The following is a 16,515-nucleotide window of genomic DNA, read 5'->3' as shown; positions in this document are numbered from 1 at the left end:
GAATCTACACGAATTGGAGAAAACTGAAATATCAGAAACTTAAACATCCTGATTGAATAGACTTGTAAGCTGAAAAATTAAATATTAATGTGGTAATTAAGAGTAATTTCTGATCAAGCCTTTTACCACTGCAATTACATTCGGCATGGCTTTATTGGCTGCATTTAAAACTTCTTCGTGAGAAACGGCAAAGGCAATATCCGGCCCGCCTAAATCTGTGATCACGGAAATACAGAAGGCATCCATTCCCATATGTCTGGCTACAATGACTTCGGGAACCGTACTCATTCCTACCATATCACCGCCAATGGCCTTTATCATACCATATTCGGCAGGAGTCTCAAATGTGGGGCCTTGTAGGGCTACGTAAACTCCCTGGTGGATTTTGATAGTATGGTCAGAAGCGGCTTGTTCAGCCACAGCAATCATTTTTTTGTTATAAGGTTCGCTCATGTCCACAAAACGGGGACCGAGCTCATCGATATTCTTACCGCGAAGCGGATGCTCAGGCATCATGTTGATATGATCTTTTACAATAACGATGTCAGCAACGCTGTATGCAGGATTTACCCCGCCACAGGCATTTGATAGAATGAGATTCTGAATTCCCAGAAGATGAAATACCCGGATTGGGAATGTCACGGTTTCCATAGAATGACCTTCATAATAGTGAAAACGGCCGCTCATCATCAGAACTTTTTTACCTTCCAGGGTGCCGTAAATTAATTTTCCACTATGTCCGGCAACGGTGGTTTGCGGAAAATTGGGAATGTCTTTGTATTCTAAAACATGAATAGCTTCTACTTCATGCTGCAGTTTTCCAAGTCCTGATCCTAAAACGACAGCAAAATCAGGCGTTTCGTGAATGATATTTTTGATGAAATCCGCTGTCTCTCTAATTTTTTTTAACATAATCCAATATGATTTTATCGAATTCTTCTTTTTATCAATTAAAACATTGATAGGCCAGTAGTAAACGATTTCTCTAAGATAGTCAAAAGTTTTCAGACGGACATAGTCTTTCTCTGTGGTTAATATCAGTTTATATTCTCCTAATTTTTTATACTCCGCAAGGATTTTTTTAATATCATCATCCGTGAAATTATGATGGTCCCTGAACTTCAGATGGGTCACTCTTTTTGAGAATTTTGACAGATGCTCCAAAAGAGGTTTGGGGTTGGCAATTCCTGTGATTAAAAGAATATCGTAATAATTCAGGTTATTGTCGGGAAGCATTTTGTCTTTTCCGTACACATTCTCATCATACCCGATGGATGAAAAGAATACTTTTTGGTTATATGAAGGACGGATTCTCGAGATATAATATCTTTTCGTTTCTTCTGTCAGCTCATCAGGACATTTACTGACCATGATGATATCAGCTCTCTTTGCCCCTGCTCTGGATTCTCTAAGGTCTCCGGCAGGAAGAAGATAGTCTTTAAAATAAGGATCATTAAAATCGGTCATCAAAATATTGAAGCCGGCTTTTATAGCTCTGTGCTGCATAGCGTCATCCAATACCAGTACATTCAGATCCATATCTTCGATCACCTTTTTGGCACCGGGCACACGTTCTTCGGAAACAGCGATGACGAAACGGTTCTTGAAACGTTCAAATAACTGCATCGCTTCATCTCCCACGATTTTATAATTACTTTCGTAGTTGGTCACTTCATAGCCTTTGGTGAGCCTTCCGTAACCTCGTGAAAGGACTCCGGTCCTGTAATGTTTGGATAAATACTGGGCAAGATACATCACCATCGGCGATTTTCCGCTTCCACCCACAGACAGGTTCCCGACATTGATTATCGGTGTCTTAAATTTTGTCGACTTAAAAATTCCCAGATCATACATTGTGTTCCGGATACCCGTTACCAAATGATAACCGAGGGAAAAAGGATAAAGGTACCATCTTTTCATACGAATGCAAAAATAGGAATTTTCATAAGCATTTGGTGTAATATTCTCAAAGACTTTTCAACAAATATTTCGTTAAATTAAAGTATTTTTGTGGAGTTATTATTATACTTTGAGATACTTTATTGAATTTTCTTACAACGGAAAGAATTATTTCGGCTACCAGGTACAGCCGGACGCCGTTTCCGTGCAGGAAGAACTGGAAAAAGCACTTTCCACCATTTTAAGAGAAGAGATTAAAACAACCGGTGCCGGAAGAACGGATACCGGAGTTCATGCCAAGAAAATATTTGCCCATTTTGATACGGAGCAAGAGCTTAACTCTGAGCTTCCACGCAGGCTGAATAGCTTTTTACCCCCAGATATTTCTATTAAAAGAATTTTTAAGGTAAGGGATGATTTCCATGCCCGTTTTGATGCCACCTACAGAACCTATGAATACTATATTTCGCTGGAAAAAAATCCGTTTACGCAGGAATCTGCATGGCAGCACTGGAAAAGATCTCTGGATATCGATAAAATGAACGAAGCCTGTAAGATTTTATTTGAATATGAAGATTTTACAAGTTTTGCAAAGTTAAAAACAGACAACAAAACCAATATCTGCAAAATGTACAAGGCAGAGTGGGAGCAAAACGGAACAGAACTGAAATTTACCGTTTCTGCCAATCGTTTTCTCAGAAATATGGTGCGTGCCATCGTAGGAACCATGGTGGAGATCGGTACCGGAAAACTAAAACCCGCAGATATGAGAAAGGTGATTGAAGACAAGAACCGTAATGCAGCAGGAACCTCAGCTCCCGGGCACGGATTGTATCTGGTGGATGTGGGATATGAGTTTGATGAATGACAGTAGGGCAGAGCTGTTAGGATTCTGATATTATTTTCCTGGTTGAAGTCCCTATGCTATTCATTCTGTAAATAATAGGTATCAGAAATTTTCTATCACGAATTACTCAACTTGTAAAGGCAGTCCGGTTATAAAGTCTTATTTTTGCATAGAATTTTAATTCTTTTCTTCGATCCGAACAATGAAAAAACAAGATACCTGGGGAATTATAAAAAGGCTGTTCTTTATTGGAATGAAATTTCGTTCTTGGTTCATCCTTACATTAGTAATTTCCATCATCCTTTCAATAGTTTCTACATACAGGCCCTATCTGACGATGCAAGTTGTAGATAATGATATCACAAAGCTGAAAGATAAGGCTTTAATGATGAAGCATATCTACATTTTGGTGGGACTGGTATTTGCTGAAACGATTTTAAACTTTTTCCTGGTTTATTTTTCAAACTTTATTTCCCAAAATGTAATCCGTGATATCAGAGAGAGATTATATGCCAAGCTGATCTATTTTAAAACCTCATTTTTTGATAAAACGCCGATCGGGCAGCTGGTAACCCGTGCTGTAGGTGATGTAGAGACCATTGCGACCGTATATACAGACGGATTCCTGATGGTATTTGGGGATATCCTGAGAATTGTATTTGTTTTGGTGATGATGTTCAGCACCAATGTTCATCTCAGTTATATTACCCTGGCAATTTTACCTCTGATGGTAGTGATAACCCGGTTTTTCCAGAAGAGACTGAAAAAAGCATTCGGGGATGAGAGGAACTGGACGGCCAATCAAAACTCTTTCGTCCAGGAAAGATTAGCCGGAATGTCTATTATTCAGGTTTTCAACAGGCAAGATGCAGAGTTTAAAAAATTTGATGATATCAACATTACGTTGAAAGGAGCATTGTTGAGAACGGTTTTCATATTCTCTTTGTTTTTTCCTGTTGTGGAACTTATTTCCTCTTTGTTTATCGGATTTATCCTGTTCTATGGAGGGTATATAACCATCAGTGCCGGAGTGGTGATTGCGTTTATTCAATATATTTCAATGCTGATCCGTCCTCTCAGACAGATTGCAGACCGTTTCAATAATATCCAGAGAGGTATTGTGGGGGCAGAAAGAGTGTTGGGTCTGATGGATGAAGATAATGCAATGCCGAATACGGGAACAGTACAAAAGATCAGTTTGACGGGAAAATAGAATTCCAGAAAGTACATTTTGCTTACGATGATAAGCAGGAAGTATTGAAAGGAATAGATTTTAAAGTAAACCCCGGAGAGACTGTAGCTATTGTTGGAGCTACTGGTGCGGGAAAATCTACGATTATCAGCCTGATTACAAGATTATATGATATCAATTCCGGAAATATCCTGATTGATGATGTCGCTTTAAAAGATTATGAACTGTACAACCTGAGAAGTCATATCGGAGTTGTACTGCAGGATGTTTTCCTTTTCCATGGAAGTATTTTTGAAAATCTTTCTTTTGGAGATGATACGATTACCCTGGAAAAGATAAAGGCAGGTGCTAAAGAAATTGAAGTCGATCAGTTTATTGAGCAGCTTCCCGGCGGATATGATTACGTAGTAAGTGAAAGAGGTTCATCTATTTCATTAGGTCAGAGACAGTTGTTGTCTTTCTTAAGAGCTTACTTATCAGATCCTAAAATATTAATCCTCGATGAAGCAACGTCATCGATTGACCACGAAAGTGAAAAATTAATCCAGCGGGCTACCGAAAAAATTACCAAAAACAGAACATCCATTATTATTGCCCACAGACTTTCCACTATTGAGAAGGCAGATAAAATCATCGTCATGGAGCATGGTAAAATTGTAGAGGAAGGAAAGCATTTAGATCTTTTAGACAAGAACGGGTATTATGCTACCTTATACAAAGCGCAGCTTCGTCATGAAGTGGAAATGGAGGAAGAACAAAAATAAAACAAATACTGAAAAAGAGAGCGCGAAGCTCTCTTTTTTATGAATGATACTGAGAATCTTAATTTTTTAATTATTGCTTTTCCGTCTTCAGTACTGCCGTTACAGTGATGATTATATTTTTCTGATCAACCGGATATTTGAACTCCGCTGATTTAATGTCCGTTTTCTCATTAACAACCTTCCGGAAGCATCGTAAATATGTACTGAAGAGATTTCTTTTTTATTTAAGGGGGGAAGCGAAAAATAAATTAAAAAAACATACATTTTATGACCGCTTTTTAAAATTGCAGAAAACAAAATTTTGTGTGGTTCCGAAAGGAGTGGTATGATCTTCAGTAATACATTTTATTTTTTCAAAATCATTCCCGAATACATGGGATAGTGATTCTTCATCATATTGCTTAATATCCAGACCGCTGCATTTTGTAGGACCGTTTTTAGAAAAAGTTCCAATGATCAGACATCCGGTGACATTTTTTTCGCGATATCAATATATTTTGAGACCTGTTCAGGGGTTGTCAGAAAATGGAAAGCGGCTCTGTCATGCCAGATGTCATACGTTTCGGTTGGAGTGAACTCAGTGATGTCAGTTGCGATCCATTGCACTTTTTCAGCGGCTGTGCCCAGTCTTTCTTTGGCTTTTTCTAAAGCTTTGGACGAAATATCAAGAACCGTAATGTTTTCGTATCCTTCTTCAAGAAGAAAATCAACAAGATTACTGTCACCGCCACCGATATCAATAATTTTTGCTTCTTTTCCTAATCCGCAGGAAATAATAAAATCAATTGATGTTTTTGGTTTAGTCTGCGTCCAGCTTACCTGATCCGGATTCTTGGTTTCATATACGTTTTCCCAGTGGCTTTTCTGATTGTTCATCGTTAGACTTTTTTAATTGATTATTGAGCCCTTCAAATTTATTAATTAATCCGTCAGGTTTTCCCTGATGCCTTCAGATTGTTCGTGACTATTCATTATTATATTAATCTAATATTTTTCCATAAAATCTACTGATGTTAAAGTAGAATCCCTGAATTTTATATTTTCCTTGCTCAAATTGGTGATAGTCACATTTTGAGTTTGAGCTTTGTGACGCAGACTCCATCTGAAACCTGTTCAAAACCACATATTCATCAGTCACAGAAATAACATGGAAACCTGTTTCACATTGTAAGCCATCTCCCGAAGTAAGAATGGCATTTAATAAACCGTGGAAGCTTCCTGCAATTTTTTCTGCTGTAGCATCATCTTTATTTAAATGATACAGGTAAGCCAGGTAATTCATGGCTCGCAGATCCATCGGGTTTTCATCCAAAACATCCCGGAACAGCTGAATTCCTTTTGAAAGATCTTTTTCAGAAATACCTTCCCCGCGATAATATTTTGAAACTTCTTCAGCTTTCTTTCCTGTTTTGTAAGGCTTGTATCCTTTTTGAAAAGTATATCCAAAATAAAGGTGACGGTATTCACTGCCGGTAAGCGAAGGATCATTCTCTTTGAGTCTTTTTAAAAGAATGGGATAATAAAATTCTGAATTTTTATCCTCAATATTCTTTTGAATTGAAGAATAATCGGGTGCTTTGAGTTCCGGCTTCTGCGCCTGGATAATCGTAAGAAGACCGACGAAGAATAATGTGAAAAATGCTTTAGTATTCATAGTTTTCGGTGAGTTGTTATCACTTTTTTTACCACCTTGAAAATACGAAATATACATTCATAGGAAGAAATGAATTATCTATTGGTAAAAAAAGTAGTAAAATATTGATAAAGTCTTATTTTGTATTGATAAATTTAGTAACTTTATTCGGAATTTGAAACGTAACCCCTAAGATTGACAGGGGTAAACAGAATAAAATTGGAATTTTAATTAAATCAGAAAATATAAATGAGCAGTAGTATCCAAGATGAATTTAAAGTCTTTAAAGACGAGTTGAAAAAGTTGAATATCGAAGTACAAAAAGTAGTGAAAGTAGGAAACGGAAGTATGGATTTTCACGAGGTTTTCTACAAATCACCGAGGTACGAAGAGGTAAAAAGTATATACGTCCAACGCCATACGCTGGATAGTATGATTGAAAAATTTAAACAAGCCTACCATTAAAATATATCGGCGCCGCAGAGAATCTGCGGCGCCGATTGTATAAGTTTTTTATACATCTTTATCAAGTGCCGAGGTCTTTTTGGTATCTTTCATTCTTGCATACACAATCAGGGAAAATAAAATACATCCTGTAATGTACCAGTAGAAATATTCTTCGGACCCGATTTTCTTAAACCAGAGGGCAATGTATTCTGCCGTTCCTCCAAATACGGCAACAGTAACCGCATAGGGAAGACCCACACCGAGAGCCCTTATTTCAGAAGGGAAAAGCTCTGCCTTTACCACTGCGTTGATAGAAGTATAGCCACTCACGATAATTAATGCTGCCATGATCAGTAAAAATGCGCCCCACATAGATGTTGTCGTGCTTAATGCGGTGAGAAGCGGTACTGTGAAAAGGGTTCCCAGGATTCCAAAACCTAAAAGGAGTGGTCGTCTTCCGATTTTATCAGATAAAGCCCCGAAGATAGGTTGTAGACAGGCAAAAATAAATAAGGAAATAAATGAAATTAAAGTAGATTCCTCCTTGGTCAGTTGTACTGTATTGACCAGAAACTTCTGCATGTAAGTGGTGTAGGTATAGAATGCCAGGGTACCTCCTAATGTAAGTCCTACCACAGTAAGCAAAGCCTTAGGATGTTTGAAAAGTTCTTTTACCGTCCCTTTTTCTTTTCACTGACTTCTTTTTTATTTTCAAAAGCCTCCGTTTCATGAAGATTAGCCCGAAGATATAACGCAATAACAGATAATATAGCGCCGATTACAAAAGGAATTCTCCATCCCCAGTCTTCTAGCTGAGCCTCTGTTAATAATAGTTTTTGTAAAATAAGCTGGATGCCCAGGGCGATAAGTTGTCCGCCAATTAAAGTGACGTACTGAAAGCTTGAATAAAATCCTCTCCGGTCCCGGGTGGCCATTTCACTAAGATAAGTGGCAGAAACACCATATTCGCCACCAACACTCAATCCCTGGAGTAATCTGGCAAGCAATAGAAGGAGAGGCGCTAAAATACCTATTGAATTATAAGTTGGAGTAAGCGCAATAAGTAACGAACCAAATGACATGAGAAGAACAGAAAGCGTCATGGCTTTTTTTTCTTCCGACTTTATCCGCAATACTCCCAAACAGCCAGCCACCGATAGGGCGCATCAGAAAACCAACAGCGAAGATTCCTGCGGTATTCATCAACTGCGCATTAAGATCGGAATCCGGGAAAAACGAATGTGAAAAATAAATGGCAAAGGCAGCATATGCGTACCAGTCGTACCATTCTACAAGGTTTCCGATAGAACCGCCAATGATGGCTTTGATTCTCTGAGCGGTGGTGATAGTGGATGTGTCCATGGTTTTATAATCCCCAAAATTTTAGTCTGATGACAGCTAAAATACAAATTTCGATGAAAAACAAAACCGCCCTGAAAAAAGAACGGTTGTAAAGGCCTTCGATAATCTTTTTAAAATCTATACCCCAGGGAAAGTCCGCTTCTGAAGCCGGCCCATGGTCCGTCTACTTTTATTCTGGCACCATTGGCATCGGTTTCTACGGTATATTTTACAAAAGGGATGTCGAGGTTTTCAATTTCTTTTTTAAGCTGTGCCTGCATATCCGGGGTAAGTACATAATCGGAGGTCATACTGAAATCACCTTTTCCGCCTCCGTAATGGGCTCCTGCGATCCAGAAATCAAGAACAAGGTTCTGGCTTCTGGTGAGGAAAAACTGTACCCCAACCATTACTCCGCCGCTGTTTCCTTTGGCACTTCCTCCGCCTTTAAGGGGAATCTGATAGGTGTTTCCATCAGGGCCATTATAATCGTAATAAAAATCGAAAGTATTCGATGAAACATCAGAATACCGGTAATAAGGAGCAATATAAAATCCTTTTCCATAACCTTGTCCCAGGTAGAATCTGGGTTCAATGGTAAAGTTGGTTGCTTTTACCCGAAGATTTTCAAATCTCTTCTCATCTTTATCTTTCAGAAAGGCATTAATGAACGGTACTTTTCCTTCGGGCATTGTTCCGAAACCGATATTAATAGAAAACCATTGGGTGAAAGCTCTCTCATAAGACAGATTGATATTTCTGAATACATAGCCGGTGACATTGGTCTTGACGATATTCATCCTTTCCCCTGTGGGACCAGAAATTTCCTGTGCACTTACTTCTGAAAAAAGGAAGCAGAGGACAGGTATGATTGCTTTTTTCATGTTCTATTTGTTTTGTGGTGTTAAAAAGTACCAGCAAAAAACGGGCTGAATTTAACATAATAAAAATAATTAACGAAAAAAATTCTATTACAAAATCATAATTGATCTGTTTTTTATTTGATATGGAATAATAAAGTGTAACAAATTTTAAAAGTGAATTGTCCTAAAGGTATAATCTGCCTGACATGAAAAAAACGTTATACACCCTATTTGTTCTTTGCGGAAACCTATTGTTTTCACAGGAAAAAAGCAAAGACACTGCGGCAGCTTCACAGACGAAAGACATTCAGGAAGTCATTATAAAATCACAACGTAAAAAACAGTTTGCGGATAAAGCGGTGTATACATTTGATAAGGAAGCGCTCGAAAGAGCGCGATATGCTAAAGATTTACTGAAAACTCTTCCTGAATTACAGCTTGATCCTGTATCCAATACCATTACGAGTACGAAGGGGGGTACCACACTATTTCTGATCAACGGCATAGAAGCTACCGACCTGCAAATCCGTAGTATTGCTCCCGGCGAAGTAGTGAAAGTAGAGTATTATGATATTCCTCCCGCTCGCTGGTCGGCAAGAGCAGATACCGTTGTGAACATTTTAACAAAGTCTACGGAAACAGGATATATTTTTGGTGCAGATGTTTCGTCAGCTTTAAATACTGGATTTGTTAATGGTTCTGCATATGCCAATTTTACAAAAGGTAGCAATGATTTCGGGTTTGAATATTCTATAAATGTAAGAGATTATAATGATAGGAGAGTCAACAGTATTTACGATTATCAGTTAAGCGGATTGCATTACCGTTCTAATGAAAACAGAAAAGATCATTTTGGATATACCAACCAGAATATGGCATTACGTTATACACGCCTGGTCCCTGATGATTATGCTTTTCAGGCGAAGCTGGATATGAATATTTTCAGCAGATTTTCAAAAGGCACAGGGCAAAGTGTTTTTACAAAGGATAATCTTATCGAAGAACATGCCATGTTTAAAAATAACGGCTCCGACTACGTTATTCCTAAGCTGGATCTTTATTATTCTAAAAAGGTCGGTGAAAAAGACGAGCTGAGCATTAATCTGGTTGGATCTCATTATACAACTGGTACTTCAGAAACCGCTCAGGAATGGGTTATCGGTTCCGGACTTTCCGTATATGATAATGATATGACGCTTAAAGCTAAACAAACCAGTTGGGTAGGAGAGCTGGCACATACCCATGATTTTAAAGCAGGGAAACTGTCATCGGGATATCGGGTTTCGAATACCTCAATTTCCAATGATTTGAATAATCTGAGCGGCTTTTCCCGATATAATGTCAATTATCTTGAGCAGTATTTTTATTCTGAATTTTCAGGTAAGGCTGGTCAGTTGAGCTATCGCATTGGTGCTGGGCTCACCAATATTCATAATAAGAGTGCAGAGAATACTTTTAATGAATGGACTTTTACTCCTAAAGTTATTGTAAGTTATCAGTTGAAAAATAATCAGACCCTTCGCTTTACGGGAAGTTTTAGTCCGGTAAGTCCTGTAAGTAATGCGTTAAGCAGTAATGTTGTACAGCTGGCTCCCAATATCGTACAGCGGGGAAATCCTTTTTAAAATCCCAGCAGGTTTTTTCTAATGCTTTGACTTATTCTTTTAACAATAAACATTTTGATTTTAATGCAGGTTTATTTTACAGGTATACGGATCGGGTAATTAATCAGTATTATGTACTGGATGAGGAACGCGGAGGATATGCTTTGACCTATGAAAACGGACAGAATGGGCAAAGGTATGGAGCTCAGATAACAGGTTCTTATAAGCCTTTTGGCAATAGCCTTCTTGTGGTAAAGCTTGTGTTGACGCCTACTTCGGAGACGATAAAAACAAGTTCGGGAGCATTGATTAAGAATAATTATTTAGGAAATTCGTTTATATTATCTTCGGAATATAAGTTGTTTTCATTTCAATATATGTTCAATATTCCTGTATATAGCCTGAGTGGGGCCTTTCTTAATACCAATGAGAATCAGAATCACATTTTTGTCAGTTATAAATTAAAAAACTGGACCTTTTCTACAGGAATGTACTGGATAGGAATGCCTTCGGAATATAAAACGAAAAGTTTACCGGAAAGCCTTGTGGACTATCGATTACACACGCAGATCATGAATAATAAATCAATGTTTATTCTGGGGCTCAGTTATGATTTTTCAAAGGGTAAAAAAACGGAAATACAAAGAAAACTGAATAATGAAACAGCGCCGGCAGCTACTTTTTAAAATTTATACTGTTTAACCAAAATAAAAAAATCCGTCTCAAAACAATTTGTAAGACGGATTCGTATTGTGCGTTAAATAACTGATGTGACTTTAGTTGCTGAGAATCATTTTGCGGTACGCATATATATCTTCAATCGTAACGACGGTCATTCCTTTTTTAACGGCGAATTCTGCAATTTCCGGGAGTCTTGCCATAGAGCCGTCTTCATTAGTAAGCTCACAAAGTACGGCATCATCGCCAAGGTTTGCCATTTTTACAAGATCAACGCTGCCTTCGGTATGGCCACGTCTTTCAAATACGCCTCCTTTTTTGGCTATTAAAGGGAAAACATGTCCCGGGCTGGCAATATGTTCTGCCAGGGCATTGGGTGCTACGGCCGTTCTTATGGTAGTCACCCGGTCTTTTGCAGAAACCCCGGACTCTACGCCTTCCTTAGCTTCGATCGTAATGGTGAATGCGGTTTGATTTTTCGAATTGTTGTTTTCCACCATCGGACGGAGGTTGAGGTGCTTACTTTTTTCCTCAGAAATACATAAACAAACAATACCGCTGCATTCGCGGATCAGAAGTGCCATGTCTTGTTCTGTAATGGTGGAAGCGGGATAGATGATGTCACCTTCGTTCTCACGGTTTTCGTCATCTACCAGTAGAATGCCTTTTCCTTGTTGTAATGTTGAAAGTGCCTTTTCTACACGTTCTTTGGAGGTTGCTCCGAATTGTTCTAATAATTTTTCCATGTTATTTTACTTTTAAAAGTTAAAATAGTCTTCGGTACATGGAAATGAAATACGATTCCATAAGAGCCCCTAAGGAATCTTATCGATCATCTCATTTTCTTCTCCCATCCAGACTGTAACTGTCGGTTCCGGAATTTCACCAGATCAGTCCCTTCAAAAGAAAGGAGTCGCGGACTGTAACCGCCGGTAGGGAATTGCACCCTGCCCCGAAGAAAACTTATACTAAGTTTTGCTGTATGTTGTAATTTAAATTTTTATTTCATTGAATAGTATTTAACGCACAGGGCGCTAATTTCGGGAAGTTTTTTGAATTGAGGAAGAGTTTTGTGATAGTATTTTTCGATAGGTACGAAGGGGTGATACAAAAACCATCCCGGTAAGGAATGGTATTCTGCAGATATTTTGAATGATATTATTTTCTCAATATTTTCTCCATGGGTTTGCCTTTGGCGAGCTCGTCGATGAGTTTGTCTAAGTAACGGATGTTTCGCATCAGTTGATCTTCAATCTCTTCTACGCGATACCCACAGATAACTCCGGTTATCAATGAGGTATTAGGATTTATTTGCGGGGCATTTTCAAAAAAAGTTTTAAAATCTGTCCTGTTATCCAGTATTTCCTGCAAAGCTGTCTCATCATAGCCGGTCAGCCAGAATATAATTTCATGTACCTCTTCCCGGGTGCGTCCCTTTTTTCTGCTTTTTGAATATAATGTGGATAAACACTGGCGAAAGCTGTTGTGAAGATTTTGGTATTCTGCATGATCAAATGAGGTTTTTGATGGCATTCTCAAGTAGAATATTGAATTCTTCAGGCTTTTCCAGCATAGGATAATGCCCGACACCCTCTATAGTTACATAATCGTATTCTTTAAAATACTTACGGTTAGCATCTCTATGGGTAGGAGAGGCGTCAGAATTGATGGCAACCACCGGTACTTTGAGATGCTTGGCAATATCCTTTGAATCAGTTTTGTATAACGGGCTGAGCAGATCAACTGCCAGTTCCGGTTCATTCCGAAGAAATTCATGCTGTATTTTCTCTCTTATGGCAGGTGGCGTCTGTTCTGCAAAAAGATGTTGAGGGAGGAAGTTTTCTACCGCATCTCTGAAGTCTTTACGGTAATAGGTGAGCGTTTGTTCTATTTGTTCTTCAGTATAAGATTCGTCTAAATTCTTTAGTGTGTCGATCAGGACAACTGCTTTTACGTTCGGTATTTTCAATGCTGCCTCAAGGACATAAGCGCCCGACATGGAATGGCCGATAAGAATAATTTCCGAAGAACCTATATCATCAACTACTGCTTTGATATCGTCCGCATACGATCCGCTTGTCCAGTTTTGCCTGGAGGAATCAGACTTTCCGTGGCCCGCCAGATCCATTTGGATGACGTGGTACTTATGATCGAAATATTCCTGTTGATGGTCCCACCATGTTGAATTCCCCAGCCATCCATGAACGAAGATAAGAGCTGTTTTTCCGCTGCCGGATTCTTTATAATATATTTTCTGATGGTCTGATGACTTTGTATATTTTTCCATGGGTCTGTTTTTATTGAAGTTTTAGAGGAACTAATGTACAAAAAGACCGGTGAAGATAAATGCCCTTCTGTTTCTGATAATGAAAAACTTTAAAATGCTATGCGGATAACTTATCAACATAACTTATCCACAACAATTTTAATTGGTGGATATTTTGTATTTAAATATAATCTATTGATAAATAATGTATTCTGTTTATTTATTTGTTGTGGGGAAAAGTTATCCACATTTTACCTATGTGTCAAATAAGATATTTAAAAAGTTATCCACATTATTTTGCTTGTATCATAGGGCTGTCTCATGACATTAAATTTAATAATCCCTGCATTGATGTGATGCAGGGATTTGATGTGTTCTACTGTTTATTTAGTGTATTTTGATTTAAGGTTAACCATAAGAACAGCGTAAGAATACCCTGAAGCATCTTTTATTTCACACTTTATATACGTTTGATCTTTTAGGAATGTCTGGTAAAAAACATCCACTTCCAATTTTGTTTCAATGGGAATCGCTTTGGTGGGATGTCCTTCGAGGTTGTTGATTTCGTGGCAATTGTCAGCGCCGAAAAAACGGAAGATTTCTCTTAAGATACATTTGATAACAAACAAAAATGGAACTATCGGATAATTTTCAAAATGGCCTTTACATTGATTGGGAGTAAAAGGGTCTATCGATATAATAAACTGATGGTCAGCGGATGTCTTGATAATCTGTGTCTTCGGAAGTTTTTCATCATAATACATAATGACATCCGGTTCAAAATAATTTTTATACAATGCCTTAAATGTTTCCTTGGTGATGATATAATGATCCAGTTCGAAAGAATATACTGTTTCCTCCGACACTTTATCTTTTACTGTGAGATGGGTTTTCCCTCTTCTTCCGGATTCCAGTATGCTCTCTCCTGTGATGGTCACAGAGGCTGGCGAATCTTTGTAAGATATCTTTTTTATACGGAGTTTTTCTCCGATAAAGTATGTTTTTTCTTTTGCAGAATTGCTTAAAACCTGGTGCAAACTGCAGCTTGCTAAAGATGCCAGTGTTTTCAAAAATTTAAGGAAATTTTCATTCTCAAAATTACAGTTGTTAAGTTCTGTTTCTATACTGTTATCTTTTAAGATGATGTGTTCCGGGATGATGGTGTAAGGAGATGTTTCCCCGATATAAGGAATGATGAGTTCTTGGGTGTCTGTTGTTGTCATTTGAATGAGGGATTTTTTTTGAATTATTTAGTTTATGGATATAAAAATTGCTTATCACAACATGATCATGCTGTGAGTATAGGACGTAATGTTTTGAGTGGAATAATTATCCGGACAGGCTGAGCTGTTTTTTCACAAGCTCATTGAGATGAGTGGCCGGCTGTTTTGGATAGGAGAGATTAGCCTTTCTTTCTCATGGTTGGTGTATTTTTCATGGTTTGTATTTCATTAGTTGGTGACTTATTAATCTGATGCAATTTACAAAAAATAAATCATAAATGAGTATGAATAAATATTCATAAAATGAAGTGCCTTCAGGAAACACTTTTGGGAAAAAAGGATCAGGAAAAGTTATCCACAAAAAATATCCACATGGTATTATCCATTGTTGAAATATGCTTTTTCCAGAGTCAAAGTGCAGTTTATTATGTGTTTATGGGATGTTTCGAATTGTTTTGAAAAAAACTTATCCATATTTTATCCACAATAGTTATAAGTGTAATAAAAGTTATCCACATCTTTTATAACGTACAAATAAGATCAGGTTGCCATAATGTACGTACTGGAAACCGGAAAAATCATCTCTGTGAGTGAGTGGGAGAATTTTTTAAAATTATGATATTGTGGATAAGTATCGGTTTTATATGTATTTTTCGTATTTCCGGTATTGCCATTTTTGTTTCAGATATGGTGTTTCCGCGATACTTTAATACAATATTTTCTGGCAAGGGAAATGTATAAAAAGGATTAAAAACGGAAAAATTTACAGGTTTTAGAAGCTGTTTTCTCATGATCCTGATGTATTTTATTATTCCGTTTTTAATATTTCGTTAATGAATTTTTTACTTCTGATCTTTATAAATATTCCAGAAGTTAAAATCAGTCATCGGAGCATCAGTAATTCCTACATTTCTTCCCATCGTTACAATTTGGCCTCTGTGATAGGTGCTGTGAAGAATAGCATGCTGGATGTATTCGTATTTGGAGAAATCACATTGAAACCATTGGGATTCAATTTTTACATTTTTAGAAAGATCTTCTTCAGATAGACTTTCTACATAATCTACTAATTTTTGTGAATTGTTTTTAATGGCATTGAAAACTTCTTCCTTACTGCTTGCTGCCGCTGTCTTTTCAAAATCGAATTCATTATTTTCTGCAATATGGCTCCACCAGTACTCTTGAGTTTGCCAGATGTGATGTAACGTTTTTAAAATAGTCGGGAAGCTTGATATGGTTTCCTGATTAAGCTGTTCATCCGATTTTGTGGATAACCAGTCAATATATTTGTTGACTACCCAATTGTTGTACTGAACGCTTTTTACGGTTAATGTTTTTAAACTCATGATGATTACTATTTTGTTGATTTGATATTATAGTCCAAAATGCCTGTCTTTACCTTTATTTTCGGGATTGATCAGGGCTTTATTGCTGTAAGTTGCGGCTTCGAATTCACTGATGTTGACCGACAGAAAAGAAATATCGGGAAGCAATTCCGTAAGCCGGAGACTGATCTGTCTTGATAAGCCGGCTTTCTGTTTCGTGGTTCGTCCTTCCATAATGTATCCGAAGACATGCAGGAAGTTTTTTTTATGTTCTGCCAACCGGTAATATTGATAAGGCTGCAGTCTTACCTTAATATCATTAGGGGCAAATAAACCTGTAGCATCAGCAGCTTCATATACTACATTCATGATTTCTCCGGCTGTTTTTAGCTGGAGAATATCTTCTGAACAATCTATGATAAAGTGGGGCATA

The 16,515-nt window shown here is 37.7% G+C and carries 10 protein-coding genes, 6 pseudogenes and 1 riboswitch; of the genes and pseudogenes, 4 read left to right on the top strand and 12 right to left on the bottom strand.

Annotation, left to right across the window (positions count from 1 at the left end; all coding sequences use genetic code 11):
• Positions 1-96 precede the first annotated feature (96 nt).
• Positions 97-912 carry a purine-nucleoside phosphorylase gene (locus H3Z85_04585; GenBank protein QPQ53838.1) on the bottom strand — a complete coding sequence of 272 codons (816 nt, stop codon included), beginning with the start codon at positions 910-912 and terminating at the stop codon, positions 97-99.
• Between the two features lie 24 nt (positions 913-936).
• A pseudogene (lpxK, locus tag H3Z85_04580) lies at positions 937-1,920 on the bottom strand (tetraacyldisaccharide 4'-kinase).
• A 109-nt stretch (positions 1,921-2,029) separates the two neighbouring features.
• Between lpxK and truA the strand changes: the two are divergent.
• Positions 2,030-2,767, top strand: coding sequence for a tRNA pseudouridine(38-40) synthase TruA (truA, locus tag H3Z85_04575; GenBank protein QPQ53837.1), 738 nt, complete (start codon positions 2,030-2,032; stop codon positions 2,765-2,767).
• A gap of 181 nt (positions 2,768-2,948) precedes the next feature.
• Positions 2,949-4,702 (top strand): annotated as a pseudogene (locus tag H3Z85_04570) (ABC transporter ATP-binding protein).
• Between the two features lie 265 nt (positions 4,703-4,967).
• Here the strand turns inward: H3Z85_04570 and H3Z85_04565 are convergent.
• Positions 4,968-5,578 (bottom strand): annotated as a pseudogene (locus tag H3Z85_04565) (class I SAM-dependent methyltransferase).
• 103 nt (positions 5,579-5,681) lie between these two features.
• Positions 5,682-6,356: a DUF4919 domain-containing protein gene (locus tag H3Z85_04560; GenBank protein ID QPQ52716.1), complete on the bottom strand. Its 675-nt coding sequence runs from the start codon at positions 6,354-6,356 to the stop codon at positions 5,682-5,684.
• A gap of 228 nt (positions 6,357-6,584) precedes the next feature.
• Here H3Z85_04560 and H3Z85_04555 point away from each other — a divergent pair, with 228 nt between their 5' ends.
• Positions 6,585-6,800 carry a hypothetical protein gene (locus H3Z85_04555; protein ID QPQ52715.1) on the top strand — a complete coding sequence of 72 codons (216 nt, stop codon included), beginning with the start codon at positions 6,585-6,587 and terminating at the stop codon, positions 6,798-6,800.
• Between the two features lie 48 nt (positions 6,801-6,848).
• On the opposite strand, the pseudogene H3Z85_04550 reads toward H3Z85_04555, so the two are convergent.
• Positions 6,849-8,144: pseudogene (locus H3Z85_04550) on the bottom strand (MFS transporter).
• 110 nt (positions 8,145-8,254) lie between these two features.
• Complete coding sequence (locus H3Z85_04545) at positions 8,255-9,007, bottom strand: DUF3575 domain-containing protein (GenBank protein QPQ52714.1); 753 nt, start codon at positions 9,005-9,007, stop codon at positions 8,255-8,257.
• A gap of 185 nt (positions 9,008-9,192) precedes the next feature.
• On the opposite strand from H3Z85_04545, the pseudogene H3Z85_04540 reads away from it, so the two are divergent.
• Positions 9,193-11,276: pseudogene (locus H3Z85_04540) on the top strand (TonB-dependent receptor).
• A 90-nt stretch (positions 11,277-11,366) separates the two neighbouring features.
• Here the strand turns inward: H3Z85_04540 and ribB are convergent.
• The 6 genes and pseudogenes from ribB to H3Z85_04510 all read right to left on the bottom strand — a co-directional run bounded on the left by ribB (position 11,367) and on the right by H3Z85_04510 (position 16,514).
• On the bottom strand, positions 11,367-12,014 hold the full coding sequence (gene ribB, locus H3Z85_04535) for a 3,4-dihydroxy-2-butanone-4-phosphate synthase (protein ID QPQ52713.1): 648 nt from the start codon (positions 12,012-12,014) through the stop codon (positions 11,367-11,369).
• A 92-nt stretch (positions 12,015-12,106) separates the two neighbouring features.
• A riboswitch (FMN riboswitch) is annotated at positions 12,107-12,232 on the bottom strand.
• Positions 12,233-12,426: 194 nt separating this feature from the next.
• Positions 12,427-12,776, bottom strand: a pseudogene (locus H3Z85_04530) (DUF2200 domain-containing protein).
• Between the two features lie 2 nt (positions 12,777-12,778).
• Entirely contained in the window at positions 12,779-13,555 is a 777-nt protein-coding gene (locus H3Z85_04525) for an alpha/beta hydrolase (protein QPQ52712.1), read from the bottom strand.
• A gap of 362 nt (positions 13,556-13,917) precedes the next feature.
• Positions 13,918-14,757, bottom strand: a complete 840-nt coding sequence (locus H3Z85_04520; GenBank protein QPQ52711.1) for a hypothetical protein — start codon at positions 14,755-14,757, stop codon at positions 13,918-13,920.
• 842 nt (positions 14,758-15,599) lie between these two features.
• On the bottom strand, positions 15,600-16,103 hold the full coding sequence (locus tag H3Z85_04515) for a DinB family protein (protein ID QPQ52710.1): 504 nt from the start codon (positions 16,101-16,103) through the stop codon (positions 15,600-15,602).
• A 27-nt stretch (positions 16,104-16,130) separates the two neighbouring features.
• Positions 16,131-16,514 carry a 5-carboxymethyl-2-hydroxymuconate Delta-isomerase gene (locus H3Z85_04510; GenBank protein QPQ52709.1) on the bottom strand — a complete coding sequence of 128 codons (384 nt, stop codon included), beginning with the start codon at positions 16,512-16,514 and terminating at the stop codon, positions 16,131-16,133.
• Position 16,515: the final 1 nt, after the last annotated feature.

The organism is Chryseobacterium indologenes, from assembly GCA_016025055.1.
GTDB classification, from domain to species: Bacteria; Bacteroidota; Bacteroidia; order Flavobacteriales; family Weeksellaceae; genus Chryseobacterium; species Chryseobacterium indologenes.
This window is presented reverse-complemented; position numbering and strand designations above follow the sequence as displayed.